Annotated in this window: 16 protein-coding genes and 2 tRNA genes; 13 read left to right on the top strand and 5 right to left on the bottom strand. The window is 69.2% G+C overall.

The annotated features are described in order from the left end of the window. The first annotated feature begins 103 nt into the window (after window positions 1-103). The 9 genes from H5T77_RS03610 (at window position 104) to H5T77_RS03650 (ending at window position 8,639) form a co-directional block, all read left to right on the top strand. The gene (locus H5T77_RS03610) at window positions 104-1,099 is read left to right on the top strand and encodes a ParA family protein (protein ID WP_292645146.1); all 996 of its coding nucleotides are present in this window, start codon (window positions 104-106) and stop codon (window positions 1,097-1,099) included. After that, window positions 1,081-1,434, top strand: a complete 354-nt coding sequence (locus tag H5T77_RS03615; protein WP_292645147.1) for a hypothetical protein — start codon at window positions 1,081-1,083, stop codon at window positions 1,432-1,434. The genes H5T77_RS03610 and H5T77_RS03615 overlap by 19 nt, the downstream gene beginning before the upstream one ends. A 32-nt stretch (window positions 1,435-1,466) precedes the next feature. Then, window positions 1,467-2,366, top strand: coding sequence for a segregation and condensation protein A (locus tag H5T77_RS03620; RefSeq protein ID WP_472850329.1), 900 nt, complete (start codon window positions 1,467-1,469; stop codon window positions 2,364-2,366). Continuing rightward, window positions 2,359-3,033 (top strand): SMC-Scp complex subunit ScpB, encoded by a 675-nt coding sequence (scpB, locus tag H5T77_RS03625; protein ID WP_292645149.1) that lies wholly within the window; start codon window positions 2,359-2,361, stop codon window positions 3,031-3,033. The genes H5T77_RS03620 and scpB overlap by 8 nt, the downstream gene beginning before the upstream one ends. Beyond that, the gene (locus H5T77_RS03630) at window positions 3,030-3,797 is read left to right on the top strand and encodes a pseudouridine synthase (protein WP_292645151.1); all 768 of its coding nucleotides are present in this window, start codon (window positions 3,030-3,032) and stop codon (window positions 3,795-3,797) included. Before scpB ends, H5T77_RS03630 begins: the two co-directional genes overlap by 4 nt. 165 nt (window positions 3,798-3,962) lie before the next feature. After that, window positions 3,963-5,291, top strand: a complete 1,329-nt coding sequence (thrS, locus tag H5T77_RS03635) for a threonine--tRNA ligase (RefSeq protein ID WP_292645154.1) — start codon at window positions 3,963-3,965, stop codon at window positions 5,289-5,291. Window positions 5,292-5,869: 578 nt separating this feature from the next. Continuing rightward, entirely contained in the window at window positions 5,870-6,292 is a 423-nt protein-coding gene (locus H5T77_RS03640) for a hypothetical protein (protein ID WP_292645157.1), read from the top strand. A gap of 150 nt (window positions 6,293-6,442) precedes the next feature. After that, window positions 6,443-7,714 carry an IS256 family transposase gene (locus H5T77_RS03645; protein ID WP_472850330.1) on the top strand — a complete coding sequence of 424 codons (1,272 nt, stop codon included), beginning with the start codon at window positions 6,443-6,445 and terminating at the stop codon, window positions 7,712-7,714. Window positions 7,715-7,820: 106 nt separating this feature from the next. Further along, window positions 7,821-8,639, top strand: coding sequence for an HNH endonuclease signature motif containing protein (locus H5T77_RS03650; protein WP_292645163.1), 819 nt, complete (start codon window positions 7,821-7,823; stop codon window positions 8,637-8,639). Between the two features lie 425 nt (window positions 8,640-9,064). Here the strand turns inward: H5T77_RS03650 and H5T77_RS03655 are convergent, their stop codons facing one another. From H5T77_RS03655 to H5T77_RS03665, 3 genes are all read right to left on the bottom strand, one after another. After that, window positions 9,065-9,730, bottom strand: a complete 666-nt coding sequence (locus H5T77_RS03655) for a response regulator (protein WP_292645166.1) — start codon at window positions 9,728-9,730, stop codon at window positions 9,065-9,067. Window positions 9,731-9,762: 32 nt separating this feature from the next. Further along, a complete protein-coding gene (gene macS, locus H5T77_RS03660) occupies window positions 9,763-10,908 on the bottom strand; it encodes a MacS family sensor histidine kinase (protein ID WP_292645169.1) in 1,146 nt (381 codons plus the stop codon). A gap of 132 nt (window positions 10,909-11,040) precedes the next feature. Beyond that, window positions 11,041-11,113 (bottom strand) — tRNA-Glu (locus H5T77_RS03665). A 115-nt stretch (window positions 11,114-11,228) separates the two neighbouring features. Here H5T77_RS03665 and H5T77_RS03670 point away from each other — a divergent pair. The 3 genes from H5T77_RS03670 (at window position 11,229) to H5T77_RS03680 (ending at window position 16,235) form a co-directional block, all read left to right on the top strand. Further along, window positions 11,229-11,302, top strand: a tRNA-Phe gene (locus tag H5T77_RS03670). Window positions 11,303-11,424: 122 nt separating this feature from the next. Further along, a complete protein-coding gene (locus H5T77_RS03675) occupies window positions 11,425-14,868 on the top strand; it encodes an SCO7613 C-terminal domain-containing membrane protein (RefSeq protein WP_292645172.1) in 3,444 nt (1,147 codons plus the stop codon). 32 nt (window positions 14,869-14,900) lie between these two features. After that, entirely contained in the window at window positions 14,901-16,235 is a 1,335-nt protein-coding gene (locus tag H5T77_RS03680) for a hypothetical protein (RefSeq protein WP_292645175.1), read from the top strand. Window positions 16,236-16,303: 68 nt separating this feature from the next. On the opposite strand, the gene H5T77_RS03685 is transcribed toward H5T77_RS03680, so the two are convergent. Continuing rightward, window positions 16,304-16,495, bottom strand: coding sequence for a DUF3073 domain-containing protein (locus H5T77_RS03685; protein WP_292645179.1), 192 nt, complete (start codon window positions 16,493-16,495; stop codon window positions 16,304-16,306). Window positions 16,496-16,782: 287 nt separating this feature from the next. On the opposite strand from H5T77_RS03685, the gene H5T77_RS03690 reads away from it, so the two are divergent. Beyond that, entirely contained in the window at window positions 16,783-18,915 is a 2,133-nt protein-coding gene (locus H5T77_RS03690) for a PhoX family protein (protein ID WP_292645182.1), read from the top strand. An 80-nt stretch (window positions 18,916-18,995) separates the two neighbouring features. Here H5T77_RS03690 and purM read toward each other — a convergent pair whose 3' ends face one another. Further along, a complete protein-coding gene (gene purM, locus H5T77_RS03695) occupies window positions 18,996-20,066 on the bottom strand; it encodes a phosphoribosylformylglycinamidine cyclo-ligase (protein WP_292645184.1) in 1,071 nt (356 codons plus the stop codon). Between the last annotated feature and the right edge of the window lie 8 nt (window positions 20,067-20,074).

The following is a 20,074-nucleotide window of genomic DNA, read 5'->3' on the forward strand; positions in this document are numbered from 1 at the left end:
TCCTACAGTCGCGCAGATCCGGGTCTTAGAGTCGCCGTGTCGACATATAGACCCGCACGCCGTGATCGTCCCAGGCCGCGGCAACTCAACCGGGGGTGGAGGAATGGAAGACAGCTATTTCGGAGCAGGTGGTGCGACCGCGCCGCAGTTACCTCCGCAGACGCCGGCGGCCCCGCCGCCGGCCTATCCGCCCTCGGCCCGCCTGCGCGCCAACGCCCCCGAGCCCGACGCGGGTTCTTTCGACGGCCCGGGCAAGAACAAGAAGGGCCCGACCGGTCGCCCCTGGCCGAACCTCCCCGAGCCCGGACCCGCCACCGGCGGCCCCGCGCGCACGGTCGCGATGGTCAACCAGAAGGGTGGCGTCGGCAAAACCACGACCACCATCAACCTCGGGGCGGCGCTGGCTGAGCACGGCCGCAAGGTCCTGATGGTCGACTTCGACCCGCAGGGGTCGCTCTCGGTCGGTCTCGGGCTCCAGCCCAACGAGATCGAGCTGACCGTCTACAACCTGTTGATGGAGCGTGACATCACGCTCGCGGACGTGGTCGTCCCCTCCGGGATCGACGGCGTCGACCTGCTCCCGGCCAACATCGACCTCTCCGCCGCTGAGGTGCAACTCGTCCAGGAGGTCGCTCGCGAGCAGACCCTGGCCCGCGCCCTCGCTCCCGCGGTGGCCAACTACGACGTGATCCTCATCGACTGCCAGCCGAGCCTGGGGCTGCTGACGGTCAACGCGCTGACCGCCTCCGACTCGGTGGTCGTGCCGCTGGAGTGCGAGTATTTCGCGCTGCGCGGCGTCGCCCTGCTCAAGGACACCATCGACAAGGTTCAGGAGCGGCTCAACCCGCGCCTGAGGATCGACGGAATACTGGGCACGATGTACGACGGCCGCACCATGCACAGCCGAGAGGTCATGGAGACCCTCGTCAACGGGTGGGGCGACCGCGTCTTCCACAGCGTCATCCGGCGGACCGTGAAGTTCGCCGACTCCACCGTGGTCGGCGAGCCGATCACCGAGTACGCCTCCAGCTCGACCGGCGCCGACTCCTACCGGATGCTCGCCAAGGAGGTGCTGGCCCGATGGCAACGCGACGCGTGAGGGTCCCGGCCGCCGACGACCTCTTCCGGCGTACCGCCGATGCCGCGGCGGCCGAGGCGAAGGCACGCCCGGTCCACGCCGTGCCCGAGCCGGCCGAGGAGACCCCGGCTGCCAAGAAGCGCTCCAGCGGCCGCGTACGTCATGACGAGAAGATGACGGTCTACATCACCTCCGAGGAGCTGCTCGAGCTCGAGCACGCTCGGCTCAACCTCCGGGCCAAGCACGGCATCGCGGTCGACCGTGGCCGGCTGGTGCGCGAGGCGCTGGCGATCGTGCTGGCCGACCTGGAGGAGCACGGGGACGACAGCGCCCTCGTGCACCGGCTCGCCGAGTGACGGTGCTCGATGGTCGGACGGCCGCACAGATGATGGATGGCCCGGACGGGGCCGACGAGCAGGAGTCGAGCGGCGCCGGGGGCTTCGAGGTCCACCTCGGCAACTTCGAGGGCCCCTTCGACCTGCTGCTCAGTCTGATCGCCAAGCACAAGCTCGACATCACCGAGGTCTCCCTGGCCACGGTGACCGACGAGTTCATCGCGTACGTCAAGAAGGGCGCCGCGGACAGGTCCGAGGATGGCGGCAAGGGCATCTGGGACCTGGAGCAGACCTCCAACTTCCTGCTGGTGGCGAGCACGCTGCTCGACCTGAAGGCGGCTCGGCTGCTTCCGCAGGGCGATGTCGAGGACGAGGAGGACCTGGCGCTGCTCGAGGCGCGCGACCTCCTCTTCGCGCGGCTGCTGCAGTACAAGGCGTTCAAGCAGGTCGCGGCCGTCTTCGCCGATCGGCTCGCGAAGGAGTCCAAGCGCCACCCTCGCTCGGTCCAGCTCGAACCGCGCTACGCCGGCCTGCTGCCGGAGGTGCTGATCGGGATCGGGCTGGAGCAGTTCGCCCAGCTCGCGGCTGCCGCGATGGCGCCCAAGCCCGGACCGCCGGAGATCGGGCTGTCCCACATCCACGGGTCGAAGGTCTCGGTCAAGGAGCAGGCGGCCCTGGTCATCGAGCGGCTGCGCGCCGGGGGACAGGTCACCTTTCGCAGCCTGTGCTTCGACTCGCCGGACACACTGACCACGGTCGCCCGGTTCCTCTCGCTGCTGGAGCTCTTCCGCGAGGGTGCGGTCGCGTTCGACCAGGTCACCGCCCTGGGCGAGCTGACCGTACGTTGGACCGGGGACGAGGCGCTCGATGTCGACGAGCTGATCCAGGACGAGTTCGAAGGGCAGCCGCCTGCGGAGGGCGGCGCCGATGACGGAGAGAAGGACGATGACTGAGGCTGCGGCAGCGGAGACCGAGGAGACGCTGGCGATCGACTTCGCCGACCTGCGCCCGGCGCTCGAGGCGGTGCTGATGGTCGCCGACGAGCCGCTCGTGGCGGCGTCGCTGGCGTCTGCGGTCGGCCATCCCACCGCAGAGGTGGTCGCCGCGCTCGAGGGCCTCGCCGCCGAGTACACCGAGCAGGGGCGCGGCTTCGATCTGCGCAACGTCGCAGGTGGATGGCGGTTCTACACGCGTGCGGAGTACGCCGGTGTGGTCGAGGGCTTCGTGCTCGAGGGCCAGCAGGCCCGGCTGACGCAGGCGGCCTTGGAGACCCTGGCCGTGGTCGCCTACAAGCAGCCGGTCTCCCGGGCCCGGGTCTCCGCGATCCGTGGTGTCAACGTCGACGGCGTGATGCGCACGCTGCTCACCCGAGGCCTCGTCGAGGAGGCCGGTCAGGACCACGAGACCGGCGCCAACCTCTACCGCACCACCGGCTATTTCCTGGAGCGGATCGGCATCACCGACCTGGGCGAGCTGCCCGAGCTGGCGCCCTACCTGCCCGACCTCGCCGACATGGAGGAGGAGCTGACCGAGCAGGTCGGCCCCGCGGCGCTGGCGGCGCAGCCCGAGGAGTCGGCGAATGGGGATGCCCCCTCGGATGCGGCAGAATCGCAGGCGTGAGTAGCCTTCCTGAGCGAGACGATCTGCCGCTGGACGACGAGGGCCTGATCCGGCTCCAGAAGCTGCTGGCCCTGGCCGGCGTCGCGTCACGGCGCGGCAGCGAGATCCTGATGCTCAACGGCGAGGTCGAGGTCAACGGCGAGGTCGTCACCAGGCTGGGCACCAAGGTGGACCCCGGCAAGGATGTCGTTCGCTTCGGCGGCAAGCGTCTCCCGCCGATCTCCGGCAAGGTCTACCTGGCGCTCAACAAGCCGCGCGGCGTGGTCTCGACGATGAGCGACCCGGAGGGTCGCCGCAACCTGTCGGACGTGGTCGCCGACCGCCCGGAGCGGCTCTTCCACGTCGGCCGCCTCGACACCGACACCGAGGGCCTGATCATCCTCACCAACGACGGTGACTTCGCCCACCGGCTGGCCCACCCCAGCTACGAGGTCGACAAGACCTACGTGGCCGAGGTCGAGGGCGAGATCTTCCCCAACGTACGCAAGCAGCTGCTCGCAGGCGTCACCCTCGAGGACGGCCCGGTCACCGTGACCAAGGCCCGGATCATGGAGACCCGCAAGGACAAGTCGATCATCGAGCTGGTCATCCACGAGGGCCGCAACCGGATCGTCCGCCGTCTCCTCGATCACCTCGGCCACCCGGTCACCCGCCTCACCCGTACGCGGATTGGCCCGGTCCGCCTCGGCAGCATGAAGCCCGGCGAGATGCGTGACCTCTCCCGCGAGGAGCTCGGCGAGCTCCTCGACACCACCGAGCTCTGAGGGCCGGAAACCCCGATGCGTACGCCGTCGGGAGCCGTTAAGGTGAACGGTATGCAGCAGCGCGCGATGAGCACGACGACGCCGGACCCACTCCGGCGCTGACCTGCTGTCCACTTTCGCAGACCGCCCCGGAGCAGTGCTCCGGGGCGGTTCTCGTCTCTGGTGGTGGTGCTCCGGGGCCTGACCCAGGAGCACGTACCCATGAACCCCGACCCGGCCGACCGTCTCGACCATCGCGAGCTCAACCGTGACCTCGCCATCTTCGCCACCGACCCCCTCGCCGGTTCCGGGCTGCCGCTGTGGCTGCCCGACGGGGCGGTGATCTTCGGCGAGCTGGAGCGGCTGGCCGCCGACCTGGCCAAGGCTGACGGCTGCGTACCGGTGAAGACCCCGGTGCTCGGCAAGCGCGCGCTCTTCGAGCGCTCGGGTCACTGGGCGAAGTTCGCCGAGGACATGTTCCCGCCGATGTCGATGGGGGCTGGGCCGGCGGGATCGGAGGGATCGGCGGGTTCGGCGGGTTCGGCGGGGGAGAGTGGCGACGAGCTGGTGCTCCGTCCCGCCAACTGTCCGCACCACGCGCTGGTCTACAAGGCCCGGCAGCACTCCTACCGCGAGCTCCCGATCCGGCTGCACGAGCTCGCCCCGATGTTCCGTGCGGAGCGCTCCGGGGTGCTCTCCGGGCTGAGCCGGGTGCGCCAGATCAACCTCGACGACACCCATGTCTTCTGCCGCCCCGACCAGGTGGCCGACGAGGCCGGGAAGGCGCTGGTCTCGGCCCTGAGAGCCCAGGAGATCCTCGGCCTGCGGGTCGACTACGTACGTCTCTCGCTCCGCGACGACTCACCGTCCTACCTCGGCTCCGCCGAGCAGTGGGACGGCGCCGAGGTGGCGCTGCAGAAGGCAGCGTCCGCCGCCGGTGTCGCGACCGTCGAGGCGCCGGGCGAGGCCGCCTTCTACGGTCCCAAGCTCGACCTGCAGGTGATCGATTCAGCAGGCCGCGAGGAGACCATCGCCACCGTTCAGATCGACTTCAACCAGCCCGAGCGCTTCGACCTGAGCTACGACGCCGCTGACGGCTCCCGGCGGCGGGTCGTGATGGTCCATCGCGGCACCGTCGGCTCCATGGAACGTGTCACCGCGGCGGTGCTGGAGCGTTACCAGGGCCGCCTCCCGCTGTGGCTGGCGCCCACCCAGGTCGCCGTCCTCCCGGTCTCCCCGGCTCAGGACCAGGCTGCCCGAGGCCTCGTCGACGCTCTCCTGGCCGAAGGCCTCCGTCCGCGTCTGGACCCCGACGGCTCCCTCGGCGCGCGGATCCGTGAGTCCCGGCGCCGCCGTGAGCCGCTCATCGCGGTCATCGGATCTGCCGAGGCGGATGCGGGCGAGGTTCAGGTACGCGATGTTGCGGCGGGGGTCGAGGGGCGGATTCTGGTTGCTGATCTCGTGGCGGCGATGAAGGGTGCGTACGTTTCGCGGGCGGCTGGGGTCGCGTGGTGAGGTTTCGGCTCCTGGTGGTCGAGCTTGTCGAGACCCCGCCCCGCTGGTCGAGCTTGTCGAGACCCCGCCCCGCTGGTCGAGCTTGTCGAGACCATGCCCCGCTGGTCGAGCCGCCGGAGCCGCTAGGCGGAGGCGTGTCGAGACCAACACAGTCGCTTCGGTGGTCGAGCTTGTCGAGACCTCCCTGCCGGAACGTCCCACCCGAAGGCCGGTCAGGGCCGCCGACCCGACTTCGAGGATGTTCTCGACATGCCCCGGAGTCAAGGACGGCCTTCGGCCGCCGGCTTCGCCGGTCGCCTTTGGCGATCCTTGACACCGGACCATGTCGAGAAAAAAGATGGCTGGCTATCGGGGCGGCGGCCCGGGTGTGGCGCAGCGGATTCGTTCCTGGGAACGGTGATGCGCGTGGGGTGTGAGGGTGGCCCTTCGGGCCACTTACCATCCACAGGTATGAGGCCGTTCGCTGACCGAGGAAAGGCGGTTGACCTGCGCATATAAGTAGATTCACGGAGTCGGAAGGAGTAGAATCAGACCCATCACGACACGCCTCTGAACACGCCGGAAAGGAGGGGCGGCGGATGAGCCTCGAACCCGAGATCAACCACTGGGGAACCAACCCCGAGGACCCGATCGACGCAGAGCTCGCCGCCCTGGAGTCCTCCCTCGACACCCTGCTCACCAGGGACCCTGCCTATTGGCGCACCGGTCAGAAGAAGGACCGGTTGAAGCGGCTGGAGATCATTCAGGCCAAGCAAGCCGCGTTGAAGCTGCGGGTCCTTGCTGTCTCGGGTGACATCGCTGAGGAGACCGGTGCGAAGGATGTCTCGGGGTGGATGTGGACCGAGCTGTTGGTCGACAAGAAGGTCGGGCGTGCCGAGGTGAAGCTCGCCACCGGGGTTGCGAGGTACGAGCTCGTCGCCGCCGGCCTTGCTGAGGGTGTGGTGTCCCCCGACAAGGCGAGGGTGATCGTCAAAGCGGGGGGTGTCAGATGGTCTGTGTAAGCGGTCGGTCTCAGCAAAGGAACGATGATGACTGCTGTGACCGAAGGGACCGGGCGACCGGACTACAAGAAGGCGGCCGCTGCTCGGCGTGCTGATCGGGCAGACCTGCCAGGGGCGAGGGCTGCTGCGGAGTTCGCTGCGTCGGGGGCGATGGATGAGTTGTTCGCCAAGATCGATGCCGGTGAGATCGAGCTGACCGGCGATGGAGGGTTCATCCCCGGCTTGATCAAGGCCGCCCTAGAACGCGGGCTGCAGGCTGAGCTCACGAGCCATCTGGGCTATGAGAAGGGCGACCCGGCCGCTTCAGCGGTGTCGAACTCGAGGAACGGCACGAGTCCGAAGAAGGTCGCCACGCAGACCGGTGACGTCGAGCTCGCGGTCCCACGCGACCGCGACGGCACGTTCACGCCCGTGCTGGTCCCGAAGGGCTCACGTCGCCTGTCCGGGCTGGACGAGATGATCATCTCGCTTTACGCCGGCGGCATGACGGTGCGCGACATCGCCCATCACCTCGCTTCCACGATCGGGACCGAGTTGTCGCACGAGACGATCTCGAACATCACCGACGCGATCGCCGAGGAGATCCTCGAGTGGCAGGCCCGGCCGCTGGATGCGTTCTACCCGGTGGTCTACCTCGACGCGATCGTGGTCAAGGTCCGCGACGGCGCGCACGTGATCAACAAGTCTGCCCACATCGCTGTCGGGGTCGACATGGACGGCGTCAAGCACGTCTTGGGGATCTGGATCCAGACGTCCGAGGGCGCGAAGTTCTGGGCCGGTGTGTGTGCCGAGCTCGCGAACCGTGGCGTCCGCGACGTGCTCATCGTGTGCTGCGACGGCCTGAGCGGCCTGCCCGAGGCGATCGAGGCGACCTGGCAGCACGCGACCGTTCAGACGTGCGTGGTGCACCTGATCCGGGCATCGATGCGGTTCGTGAACTACAAGGACCGCAAGGCGGTCGCGAAGGCGTTGAAGCCGATCTACACCGCATCCTCGGACAAGTCCGCCAGGGACGCATTCGCGGCGTTCCAGGACTCGATCTGGGGCAAGAAGTACCCCCACGCCGTCGCAACCTGGCAAGCAGCCTGGGAGCGGTTCATCCCGTTCCTGGCCTTCCCGCCCGAGCTGCGGCGGGTGATCTACACGACCAACAGCATCGAGTCGCTGAACTACCAGCTGCGCAAGGTCACCAAGAACCGCGGGCACTTCCCCAACGACGAGGCCGTGGTGAAGCTGCTGTGGCTGGCGATCTGCAACATCGAGGACAAGCGAGCCCGCGAACGCGCGAAGGAACGCGGCAAGCCAGCCGCCGACCGCAAGGCTCCCGGACGGCTCGTCGAGGGCCAGGTCGTGACGAACTGGAAGCAGGCCCTGGGCCAACTCGCGATCGCCTACCCCGACCGCATCAACCCCTACCTGTAAGGCAAATCAACCAACAAGGGACCGATCGTTTACACAGAAATCTTGACAAGCTCTCAAAGCGCTCGAGGCGGTCGAGGCCGACCCCGAAGCCAGTGCCGAGAACCTGGTGCTCGCGGAGAAGCTGTTGGTGGAGTACGCCACCGAGATGACCGCGAACAAGCTCGAGATCATCGGGAAGCGGATCTTGTTCGAGGTCGATCCCGAACGGTTCGAGGCCGCCGAGGCCAAAGCGTTGCAGCGGGAAGAGGAACGCGCCCAACGCCGCACGTTCTTGACCTCCCGTGCGAACGGTGACGGGACGGTGGACATCCATGCCCGGGTCTCGTACGCGGTCGGTCACCGTCTCCGGACCATCCTGGACTCGTTGGCGCAGCCGAGGAAGCTCTCCGCGGAGGACCGGGGCCGCAAAGCCCCCTATGACCGGCTGCTGGGCCAGGCCTTCACCCGGATCATCGAGACCTACGACGTCGACCAGCTCCCCCGGCACGGTGGTCACGCGACCACGGTGTTCATCACCATGAGCGTCGAGGACCTCCGCAACGACCTCGGCACCGCCGCGTTGGGGTTCGATGGGGAGCAGATCAGCGCCGCTGAGGCCCGCCGGATGGCCTGCAACGCCGACCTCATCCCCGTCGTACTCGGCACAGGCTCCGAGATCCTCGACTTCGGCCGCAGCATCCGCCTGGCCCACCCGGTCCAACACCGGGCGCTGCGGTTACGGGACAAGTGCTGCCAGGCCGAAGACTGTGATGCGCCAGCGGCCTGGACCGAGGCGCATCATCTGAAACCCTGGTCGGCAGGCGGCCTCACAAATCTCGCGAACATGGTGTTGTTGTGTTCGAGCGATCATCGCCGGATCCACGACCCCAACTACGACTATGAACGCCTCCCGGACGGACGGATCCGGTTCACCCGCCGCGTCTGACCGCGCTGCGGCCTGCTCCGGCCCACGGATCCGACCTTGTGAAGGGCTTCACGAACTCGGACCCTCTGTCCTAGCCGACGACCTAGTGGCCTCTGACAAGACACGGGAGCGCCCCTTGTGAACGATTCACAAGGTGTCATCGTCTAGTACAGCGCCCGCGCAGACCTCACCTGCCAGGACCGACCACCCCGGTCCCCAAGCCCGTACGCGACCCAAACTCGCTGCGCCAGACCCCGCCGCCGACCCGATAACCAGCCAAAATTCTCGACGGATCACGGTGTCAAGGATCGCCGCAGGCGACCGGCGAAGCCGGCGGCCGAAGGCCGTCCTTGACTCCGGGGTCCGGCGTGAACACCATCCATAACGGGTCGGCGGCCCCAACCCAACAAAGACGACCAGCCCCAGGCCCTGGCCCCACGCCGAACCTAGTCCCCGTCCAAACCCTGCTCGATCGCGTAGCGCGTGAGCTCGACACGGTTGTGCATCTGGAGCTTGCGCAGGATGTTCTGTACGTGGTTCTGCACCGTGCGGTGGGAGAGGACGAGGCGGTCGGCGATCTGGCGGTAGCTCAGGCCCTTGGCGACGAGCTTGAGGATCTCGGTCTCGCGGTCTGTGAGCGTGGGTTTGTCTCCGCGTACTTCGGTGGCGGCGCTGTGCTGGAACTCGCCCAGGACCAGGCCGGCCAGGCCGGGGGTGAAGACGGGGTCGCCGGCGGCGACGCGGTGTACGGCCTCCAGGAGCTCGTCGCGGGAGGCCGACTTGATCAGGTAGCCGGTGGCTCCGGCCTTGACTGCTGCAAGGACGTCGTTCTGCTCGCCGGAGGCGGAGAGGATGAGGACCTTGGTCGTCGGGTGCAGGGCGATGATCTCGGTGGTGACCTGGACACCGTCGGGCTCGGGGATGTGCAGGTCGAGCACCACGACCTCCGGCCGCGTCGCGGCGAACCTGGTGATCGCTTCCCGGCCGGTGCTGGCGGTGGCGACGACATCGAAGCCCGCGGCGGCGAGGTCGCGCTCGACCGCGTCACGCCACATCGGATGATCGTCGACGACCATCAACCTGACCGCGGTCACCGGTGGTCGAGCTGTCATCGGTGGTCGAGCTGTCATCGGTGGTCGAGCTGTCATCGGTGGTCGAGCCTGTCGAGACCCATGCGAGGAACGACCATTTCCCATTCCGTTCCCGTCCTTCCTGTGATGAGTTCGGCCGTACCCCCGAGATCGAGGATCCGGCCCTTGATCGAGCCGGCGATGCCCAGCCTGCCGTCCTTCTCGGCCGTGGCGACGCGACCATCGGGGATACCCGGGCCCTCGTCGCGCACCGAGATCTCGACATGGTCGGGGAACGCCTGCAGGAGCACCCAGGCGCGGGCGTCCTCACCGACATGGCGGCGTACGTTGTCCAGCGCTGCCCGGGTCGCCGCGACGATCTCCTCGGCGGGGTGTGCGGGCATCTCGACGGCGGTCGCGGGTCCGGACACGGTCACGGTGGCGGTCTCCAGCTCGGCCAGCGCCGCAGCCAGGTCGACCATCCCGGCAGCCGGGCCACGGCCGGGCTGCTCGCCACGGACCAACGCTCGCAGCTCCCGCTCCTGCTCCCCCGCCAGCCTGCCCAGCTCGGCACCGTCGCCACCGAGGTCGCCGCCGCGGCGCTGGACGAGTGCGAGCACCTGGAGCACGCCGTCGTGGACCGCCCGGGCGAGCCGCGCCCGCTCCTCGGCCCGGGCCGCCGCGCGCTCGGCCTCGTCCCGCTCCAGCGCCATCCGCTGCACCGACTCACACATGTAGCCGACCACCGGGCCACCGATGACCAGCAGGAACGCGTTGCCGTAGATCGACTGGTCGATCTCCTGACGCAGTCCGAGGTCGACGGCCGCCAGCGCCACACCGGCCAGCAGACCGCCGATCCAGCGATAGTGGATCGCGCACGCGAGCAGCGCGCCGCTCACCCAGAAGCCCGGCACGCTCGCCTGGAACCCCGGGCCCTTCACCAGCGGCGTCACGAGCAGGAGCCCGAGCGCGATCGCCAGGTCGGCGCCGACGAGCACCGCCGTGCGTCGGCTGGGTGCCGCGTACGCCCAGACGGCGAAGGCGGTCCAGCTCACCATGACGAGCGCGCAGACCAGCGCCGCCGACGGTGGATCGAAGTTGCCTGCCCGGTAGACGGTCAGGCCGACGGCATTGACGAGAACGACCACGCGCAGCACCGCGAGAGCCCGGAAGAGCCGGTTCTCGACCTCGATCGCCGCCGGCGACGTCCACGCACTCACAGTCGGAAGTGTCGCACTACACGATGCGGCGTACGTCCTGGATATGAGTATCCGTGCGGATGCCGGAGCGCTGCACGAGATCCAGAATCGAGGCATGGATCGAGGCGAACTGATGCCACAGCCAAGCTGTTGTACCCCCTACCGGATTCGAACCGGCGCTACCGCCGTGAAAGGGCGGGGTCCTGGGCCGCTAGACGAAGGGGGCCTGCCGGGACATCCTAGAGGCCTGCGTCCTGGGCCGCCAAAGCGAGGGCGTACAGACATGCACGGACCCCGATTCGGAAGGCCGCAGGCATTTCCGGTAATGTTTCACCTCGCTTGGGCAGGTAGCTCAGTTGGTACGAGCGATCGCCTGAAAAGTGATAGGTCGGCGGTTCGACCCCGCCCCTGCCCACAAGCAACAACCGGCTTCGACCCGCAGCTATGGGTCGGAGCCGGTTGCCATTTCGGGACTCGGTCCGGACCCTCTGCGTTTCCCGCACACGCATCGGCGGAACTACGCAAGGATGGTGGGCTGTGAAGTACGCCGATCCTGGTCGCTGCCCCGACTGCCGGGAGGCCCTCGAGCCCGGCACCAGCCCCTGCCCGAACTGCGGGCTGCCCTTGGAGAACGCGGTAGCCCAAGAGCTCTACGGGACGCTGCTGCGAGCCGACGTACTCATGACCCGGTTGCGCTCGATCCGGGACGAGGCCAGCCGAGCCGTGCGGCCGACCCCGCCGCCCGCTGCCGCACCGCCCGCCGCACCGCCTTCGGCACCCCCGCTGATCCAACCCGAACCCGTCGCCGAGCCTGTCTCCGCGACGGCGGCCACACCTGCAGCGGCGACAGCCGTCGCCGGACCGTCGCCGTTCCCCGGCGCCCCGCTCGAGGCCGCCCGCCGCGCGCCGATCACGGTGCCGCTGATCCTGGTCGGCGTCGGCGTTCTCTTCCTGCTGGTCGCGGGGGTCATCTTCCTCGCGGTCGCCTGGGCCGCGATGGGCGTCGGTGGCCGCACGACGATGCTGCTCGTCTTCACCGCCCTCTTCACGATCGGTGGCGCGGTGCTGATGCATCTCGAGCTGCGCGCCGGCACCGAAGGCGTCTGGACCCTCGCGCTGGGACTGCTCGCCCTGGACATAGCCGGGATGGAGTACGCCGGCTGGCTCGGTGGAGCCGACTGGGACCGTGGCTTCCTGGTCATCGTCGGCGTCGCCGTCTTCATAGCCGGCACCGCGATGTCCCTGGTCGGCGAGCGCAGCGAGAAGCTCACCGCGGTGATCGGGCCACAGGTGGCGGCCGCCGCTGGCGTACTCACCGCGCTGATCGGTCTCGAGCTCATCTCCGACCTCATCTGGTTCCCGCTGGTCGCTGCGGTGATCGCTCTCGTCGTGGTGATCGTGGCGAGCAAGCTCGAGCTCCGGGCCCTGACTCTCGGCTCGATGGTCGTGCTGGCGGGCTTCTGGTTGATGCTGCTCGTCCGCGGTCTGGCCGACCCCGCACTGACCGGCTCCGAGCTCCTGACCGGCGGCACCCTGCCCCTGCTGCTCGGCGCGGCCGCGGTGCTGGCGATCGTGGCGCTGCTGTTCCCGCTGCCCAAGGACGCCAAGGTCGCCATGGTCGGGGTGTCGCTGCTGATCGCCGCCTACACCTTCACCCAGCCGGCTCTCGACGACGGCCCGGTCACCCTGACCGTCGTGGCCATCGTGGTCACTCTGGTCGCCGCCGGCGCACTGATGACACTCCCCCGGCCCTGGCGCTGGGCCGCTACCGCGTTGACGCCGTACGCCGCAGCACTGGGCATCACGGTCCTCATCCTGACCGTCTCGGCCGCCGTCCGGCTCGCGGCCGTTCCCTGGACCGAGTCGGCGTTCTCGCCGGTCACCGGCCCGGATCCGCTGCTGCCGGGCTGGCTGGCGCTGCCGGCGCTGCTCGCGATCCTCGCCCTCGGCACCGCCTGGTTCTACCAGTCCAACCCGCCGGCTTTCCGCACCTACCGACCCACGGTCCGTTGGATCGTCTTCTCCGGCGGTCTCTCCGGGTTCGCGGTCACGGCCGCCTGCTACGCCGCCCCGCTGCTGGTCCCGGCGCTGCTGCTGCTCGGCGTCGCCGTCGCGCTGGCCTGGTGGGCACAGCGGCGGCCGCGGCTCGTCGCCGCCGGCATCTTCGGCCTGGTCGCCCTCGCCGCCGCGCTGCCCAGCGACCTGCTCACCGTGGTCGTCGCGCTCGCGCTGGCGGGGGTCGCTGCGTACGCGGTTCGGGGTCTGGCCGGCGCCGACCGCGAGGTCACCGCCAGCTACTCGGTCGTGACGCTCAGCCTCGGCCTGTGGTCGCTCGCCCCGCTGATCGACGTGGAGCGGCAGTGGGCCGCATGCGTGATCGTCACGGTCCTCGGGCTGATCACGCTCTTCCGCTTCCGGGCGTCGGGCTGGTGGGCCGCTATGGCCAGCGCCGCGATCTCGATCGGGATCGGCTCTGTCGACGTCACCTGGGCGGCGGTCCTGCTGACCATCGCCACCATCCTCGCCGCGGCCATCGGCCTGCACCACCGCCAGCCTCCCGCGCTGGCCGTGGCGGGCACCGTCGGGATCGGGGCGGCCACGGCCGCGGTCCTCTCGAACGACGTGCTCGCCCTGGCCGTGACCGTCATCCTCACCGCGCTCGCCTTCACCGTCGACCGCGTCCAGTCCGGCCATGCCAAGGAGGTCGCGACCGCCTACTGGATCCTCGCCCTGACGGCCGCCGTCTGGCAGGCGGCCCGGATGGCCGACGTCGATCGTCCCTACACCGCGGTGGTGGTCGTTGTCGCGATGGGCGCCATCGTGCTGGTACGCCGCAGTCCCGCCACCGAGGCCGCGGCCGCCACCGGCGCGGCCGTGTCGATCGTGCTGGGTGCCTTCGACGAGGGCGGTTCGCTGGACACCGACTGGCTGGCGATCCTGCTGCTCATCGCCGGCGTCATGTGCATCGCGACGATCCTGCGCCACGAGCCGGAGCAGTCCGGAGCGCGCCTCGCGATCGCCGGCGTGCTCGGCCTGGGATCGCTCGGCGCCGCGTTCGGCAACGACCTGCTGGCGCTGGTGGTGGCCGGGGTGCTAACCGCCGCCGCGATCGCGGTCGACCGGCTCACCCGGGAACAGCAGACCAAGGCCGTCACCGCTCCCTACTGGATCATCACGCTGACGGCGTTCTGCTGGATGTTCGCCAACCTCAGCGAGGTCGCGGCACCGCACGCCGCGGCCGGGATCATCGTCGTACTGGCCGTCGTCACCATCTTCCGGCTGCTGCCCTCCGCCGAGATCACCGCCGCGGTGGCCGCTGCGGTCACGATCTTCTTCGGCACGGTCAGCCTCGGTCCCTCGATCGTCCTGACGCCGGACGGCCCGGTCGCGGTCGGATCGAGCGGGGTCGACCTTCCCTGGCTGAGCATCCTGCTGACGGTGGCCGGCGCCGCCGTCTCCGCGCACGCGATCGCTCACGACGAGCGTCGCCGGCTGGGCTGGGCCGGCGCCACGCTGATGACGATCGCCCTGTGGATCCGGTTGGGCGACACCTCGGTCACGACCTGGGAGCATTACACCCTGCCGCCGGCGATCGCGCTGGTCGCCTACGGCGTGATCAAGCTTCGCCTCGACAGGGGGATCGCCTCGCTGCCGGTGCTCGGCCCCGGCGTCTTCCTCGCCCTCGTCCCGTCCATCCCCGCGGCGCTCCAGGACCCGATCTCGATGCGGAGCGTCGTGCTCGGCATCGCCTGTCTCGCCTTCATCATCGGCGGTGCCTGGCTGCGCTGGGCCGCGCCGCTGGTCGGTGGCGCCCTGGTCGCCTCGGTCCTGGCTCTGGCGCAGATGCCGTCGGCGGCGATGCTGCAGCAGTGGTGGGCGCTCGGTGCGGCCGGCCTCCTGCTGCTCTTCCTCGGCATCACCTGGGAGGCGCGCCTCCACGACCTCCGGCGGGCCACCGCCTACGTCCGAGGGCTGCGTTAGCCCGGAGCGGAACGCACGGAAGACTGGAACCGATGTTCCCAGAGTTCGAGATCGTACGTCGCCAGCGCCCCGTCACGATCGCTGTCGATTCCACCAGCTCCTCCCGGCCCGCAGCCAACGCCGCGATCGAGGTCGCTTGCGACGGCCCGGTCTCGCTGACCTTCACCTCGGGCGGCGACGTGCTCACCGGGAGGTACGACGGGCGGCGGGTGTGGCTGGAGACGACCAGCGGGTCGCGGCGTACGACTCACGCGAGCCGGCGCCACGCCAGGGTCCGCCTCGGCGCCGGCCGATTCGCGCTGACGTTGACCGGGACCATGCTGACCGCGCTGACCCAGGAGACGGACGGCGCGTGGGCGGCGCGGGCGCGGGTAGACCTCTCCGAGCTCGGGATCGAGCCGCGTGACGAGGCCTGGCTCGCCGACCTGACCGCGGACCACGAGGGCGCGGCCGGAGACGCGCGCATTGGCGCCTTCGGACAGCTCGGCCTGCGCGACATCCGCGCGGTGACGTACGCCGACGGCTCACCGTTCCGGGATGACGGCGGCACCGTGCTGCTCACCGCCACCAGCGCCGGACCGGGCTTCTTCCCCACCGCGCACACCTCGGTGTGGGCGCTGGACCCGACGACGTACGAGCTCGTCCATCGCGGCGCGCTCTACTTCCGCCGGGAAGGGCTGGTCTACGGCGACCACGCCACCCACCTCATGCGCGATGGGGACGAGTGGGTCGTCACGACGAGCACGTGGGCCGGTTTCAAGGCGCCCGACGAGAAGGACCCAGGCAAGCCGTGGAGCCCGGTCGGAGTCACGATCGCCCGATCACGGGAGGACGTGACCCGAGGCGAGCACGTCCTCGACGCGACCCCGCTCGCCCTGCCGACGGACGGCCTGACGTCAGTCGGCGTCTGGGACCCGCAGCTGGTGCGCCGCGACGACGAATGGCTGGTCGGCTACGTCAGCGCCGAGAAGTACTTCGCCTTCCATCCGGTCATCGCCAGCGGGCCGAGCCTGGACGCGCTCAGCCTGCGGGCAGCACGATCCGACCGGACAGCCACCGAGGGCACCACTCTTGTCCCGCTGGGCGGCACAGTCGTGGTCGGCGCCAGCGACGGACGCGACAACCCGCGTCGCGTCCGTGCTCGCTACCCGATCTTCGACCTGGACCTCAACGAGGTCGCAGAGCTCCGTTCGGCGTACGTCTCGAACCTGCCGTGGCCCACTCTGATCCCGGTCGGGGACGAGTGGCTGCATGTGGCCTTCGACGGCACGCCTCACGGCGGACCGCTACCCGGCTACGGCACCCACGGGGAGGTCGTGATCAGCCGATCGACCCAGAGCCGATCGACCCAGAGCCGATCGGTCTGAGGGGATGCCGACCAAGGCGTTGCCGCTTTGACCGGCCGCCCCTTAAGCGCGTCTCTGAGAGACACGGCCTAAGGGCGCGAGGGCCCCGCGTCGTAGTCCGGCCAGTCGTCATAGTCGTCCGGTATCGGATCGGCCTTCTGACTGGTGTCTTCATCACCATGAAGTTCGCGCGCAAGGGCCCCGAAGTCCGTCTCATAGGTCCGGTACTTCAGGTCGCGTGCGACCTTCGTCTGCTTGGCTTTCGCTCGGCCGCGCCCCATAGGGTCCAGCCCCCTCGTCGCACTTGGCCGGGATAGTCCCGGGCTGTTCACAGGTTTCTCGTAAGGGCAACGCTACCGGTTAATGCCAAGAATCCGCACGCCGGGGTGTCGAAAATCCGTTCGCTAGGAGCGAATGTTACCGAGGTCACATGATTTCCGAGCCTGACGACTCGTCATTCCCCGTTCACCTCGACGACAGACTGAGGGGCCGATAGGTTGTCTCGCCGCGCATAGCCTCCCTTCCGATTCTTGGGATACTGACACAACGCGTCTTGAACGGAAATGCAGTGACCGAACTGAGCAACATCCAGACCGACACCGCCTGTCCCTCGTGCAGCGACCCGGGCGCCCCTGCCACGGACGGCCGCCGCACCATGCTGTCCTTGCTCCCCATGGCGGGCCACACGCGCGGCAAGCGGAGCGCCGTGACCTGCGCACTCAAGTGCGACAGCGCGTGCGCCAAGCCCGCCCCCAACACCTCCGACAACGGCTACTTCCGCGACATCGCCGGCAACGCGCTCAGCCGTCGCCATGCGCTGGGTCTCGCCGGCGCCGGTGCCGTCGCCCTCGCGGTCGGCAGCAGCGGCCTGGCAGCCGCGGCCAGCCCTCAGGCCGGCCTCGCCGCGGGTCGCGGCCACGGTCACGGCGGACGTACCAACCTGCCGTTCAAGCCGATCACCCCGGTCGCGGCGACCGAGGACACCTTCGTGGTGCCGCAGGGCTACACCTGGGAGCCGATCATCCGTTGGGGCGACCCGATCCTTCCCGGCGGCGTCCCCTTCGACGTCAACAACCAGTCCGCCGAGAAGCAGGCGCTCGCCTGGGGCTACAACAACGACTACACCGACGTCATCGTGACCAACAAGGCCGGCACCAAGGCCCTGCTGTGCTGCAACAACGAGTACGTCAACGCCGGCATCATGTTCCCGCCCGACCTCGACGCCAACGAGCAGCTCAGGATCTCCATGGCCGCTCACGGCTTCGGGATCGTGGAGCTCGAGCGCTCCGCACCGGGTGAGAAGTGGAGCTACGTCCCGTCTGCTCCGAAGAACCGCCGCATCACGGCCTCGACACCGTTCGAGATCACCGGCCCCGCGGCCGGCAGCGACCTGCTCAAGACCGCGGCCGACCCGACCGGCACCGTGGCGTTGGGCACGATCGGCAACTGCGCCGGCGGCACCACGCCGTGGGGCACGATCCTGTCGGGCGAGGAGAACTTCAACGGCTACTTCCGCGCCAGCAGCGCCACCCCCGAGAACAAGCGCTACGGCCTGAACGAGAATCCCTCGTCGTACGGCTGGGAGGCCATCGAGCCGCGCTTCGACGCACGCTCGGCCGACTACGCGAACGAGCCCAACCGGTTCGGCTACATCGTCGAGATCGACCCGACCGACCCGACCTCGACCCCGCGCAAGCACACCATGCTCGGCCGCCTCAAGCACGAGGGCGCGAACGTCATCATCGCCAAGAACCGCAAGGTCGTGGCCTACACCGGTGACGACGAGCGGTTCGACTACCTCTACAAGTTCGTCTCCAAGGGGAAGTACAACCCCAACAACCGGAAGAAGAACCTCGACCTGCTGACCGAGGGCAGCCTCTACGTCGCCCGCTTCCACGGCGACTCCCCTGCCACCGAGATCGACGGCACCGGCACGCTGCCCAGCGACGGCAAGTTCGACGGCTACGGCCAGTGGGTCCCGCTCGTGGTCGACGGCCGCAGCAGGGTCGCCGGGATGAGCGTCGACGAGGTGCTCGTCTACACCCGTCTGGCCGCAGACAAGGCCGGCGCCACCAAGATGGACCGCTGCGAGGACGTCGAGCCTTCGCCGAAGACCGGCAAGGTCTACGTCGCCTGCACCAACAACTCCCAGCGCGGCACCACGGGCAAGGCCGGGGTGGACGAGGCCAACCCGCGCAACTCCAACCGCGACGGCCACATCATCGAGATCACCGAGGACGACGGCGACCACACCTCGCGCATCTTCCGGTGGAACATCGTCATCGTCGCCGGCGACCCGTCGGTGAACGAGTCGACCTACTTCGCGGGCTACCCGCAGGACAAGGTCTCGCCGATCTCGTGCCCGGACAACCTGGCCTTCGACTCCGAGGGCAACCTGTGGATCTCCACCGACGGCCAGCCCAGCTCGATCCAGAAGTCCGACGGGCTGTTCAAGGTTCCGCTGGAGGGTCGCGAGCGCGGCCACGTCCAGCAGTTCCTCGCCGTGCCCCGTGACGCCGAGACCTGCGGTCCGGTCATCCACGACCGCGACGGCTCGGTCTTCGTCGCCGTCCAGCACCCGGGCGAGGACGGGACCTGGGAAGCCCAGAACTCCCTCTTCCCCGACTACGTCGACGGCACCGCCGGCGAGGGCGAGTTCGCCGGCCCGCGGCCTTCGGTCGTGCAGGTGCTGAAGGCCTGAGAGACGCCGGAGAGACGGCGAAGGGCGCCGGAGCGATCGCTCCGGCGCCCTTCGGCTGTCGTGGGACCTGGGACGAGGCCTCAGGCGGTCCAGCCCGCGTACGCCCCGCTGAGCTCGACCTTGCCGCCAGGCGTCGCGGTGACCTCACCGGCGGCCCAGGCTCGGATGTCGTAGCCGGCGAGGATGCGTACGGCCTCGTCGACATCCTCGGGGTCGATCAGGGCGACCATCCCGACACCGCAGTTGAGGGTCATCTCCAGGTCCTGCAGGGCGACGGAGCCGGTGCGGCGGACGAGGTCGAAGACCGGTGCGGGTGTCCAGGTGGTGCGGTCGATACGCGCGGAGAGCTCCGGCGGCATGACCCGCTCCAGGTTGGCGGCGAGGCCGCCGCCGGTGACGTGGGACATGGCGTGGGTCTTCGTCCCACGGGCCAGGTCCAGGCAGGCCTTGGCGTAGACGCGGGTCGGGGTGAGCAGTGCCTCGCCGAGCGTGCTGCCGAGCTCGTCGACCTGCTGGTCGAGCGTGTAGGCGCCGGAGTTGAGCAGCACGTGGCGCACCAGGGAGAAGCCGTTGGAGTGCAGGCCCGAGGCCTCCATGGCGAGGACGACGTCGCCCGCCTTCACCAGATTGGCACCGAGGAGGTTGTCGGCCTCGACCACGCCGGTGGCCGCGCCGGCCACGTCGTACTCGTCGGCGGCCAGCAGGCCCGGGTGCTCGGCGGTCTCGCCGCCGACCAGCGCGCAGCCGGCCTCGACACAGGCCTCGGCGATGCCCTTGACGATCGCCGCGACCCGCTCCGGGACGACCTTGCCGGTGGCGATGTAGTCGGTCATGAACAGCGGCTCGGCGCCGCAGACGACCAGGTCGTCGACGACCATGCCGACCAGGTCGAAGCCGATCGTGTCGTGCTTGTCGAGCGCCTGGGCGATCGCGACCTTGGTGCCGACACCGTCGGTGGAGGTGGCCAGCAGCGGGCGCTCGTACGCCTTCAGGGCGCTCGCGTCGAAGAGCCCGGCGAAGCCACCGACGCCACCGAGGACCTCGGGACGCCGGGACTTCTCGATCCAGACCTTCATCAGGTCCACGGCGCGGTCGCCGGCGTGGATGTCGACGCCGGCTGCGGCGTAGGCGTTGGTCGGGGTCTGGCTCACTGGTGGAT

The organism is Nocardioides sp. (assembly GCF_014360585.1).
In the GTDB taxonomy this organism is placed as follows: domain Bacteria; phylum Actinomycetota; class Actinomycetes; order Propionibacteriales; family Nocardioidaceae; genus Nocardioides.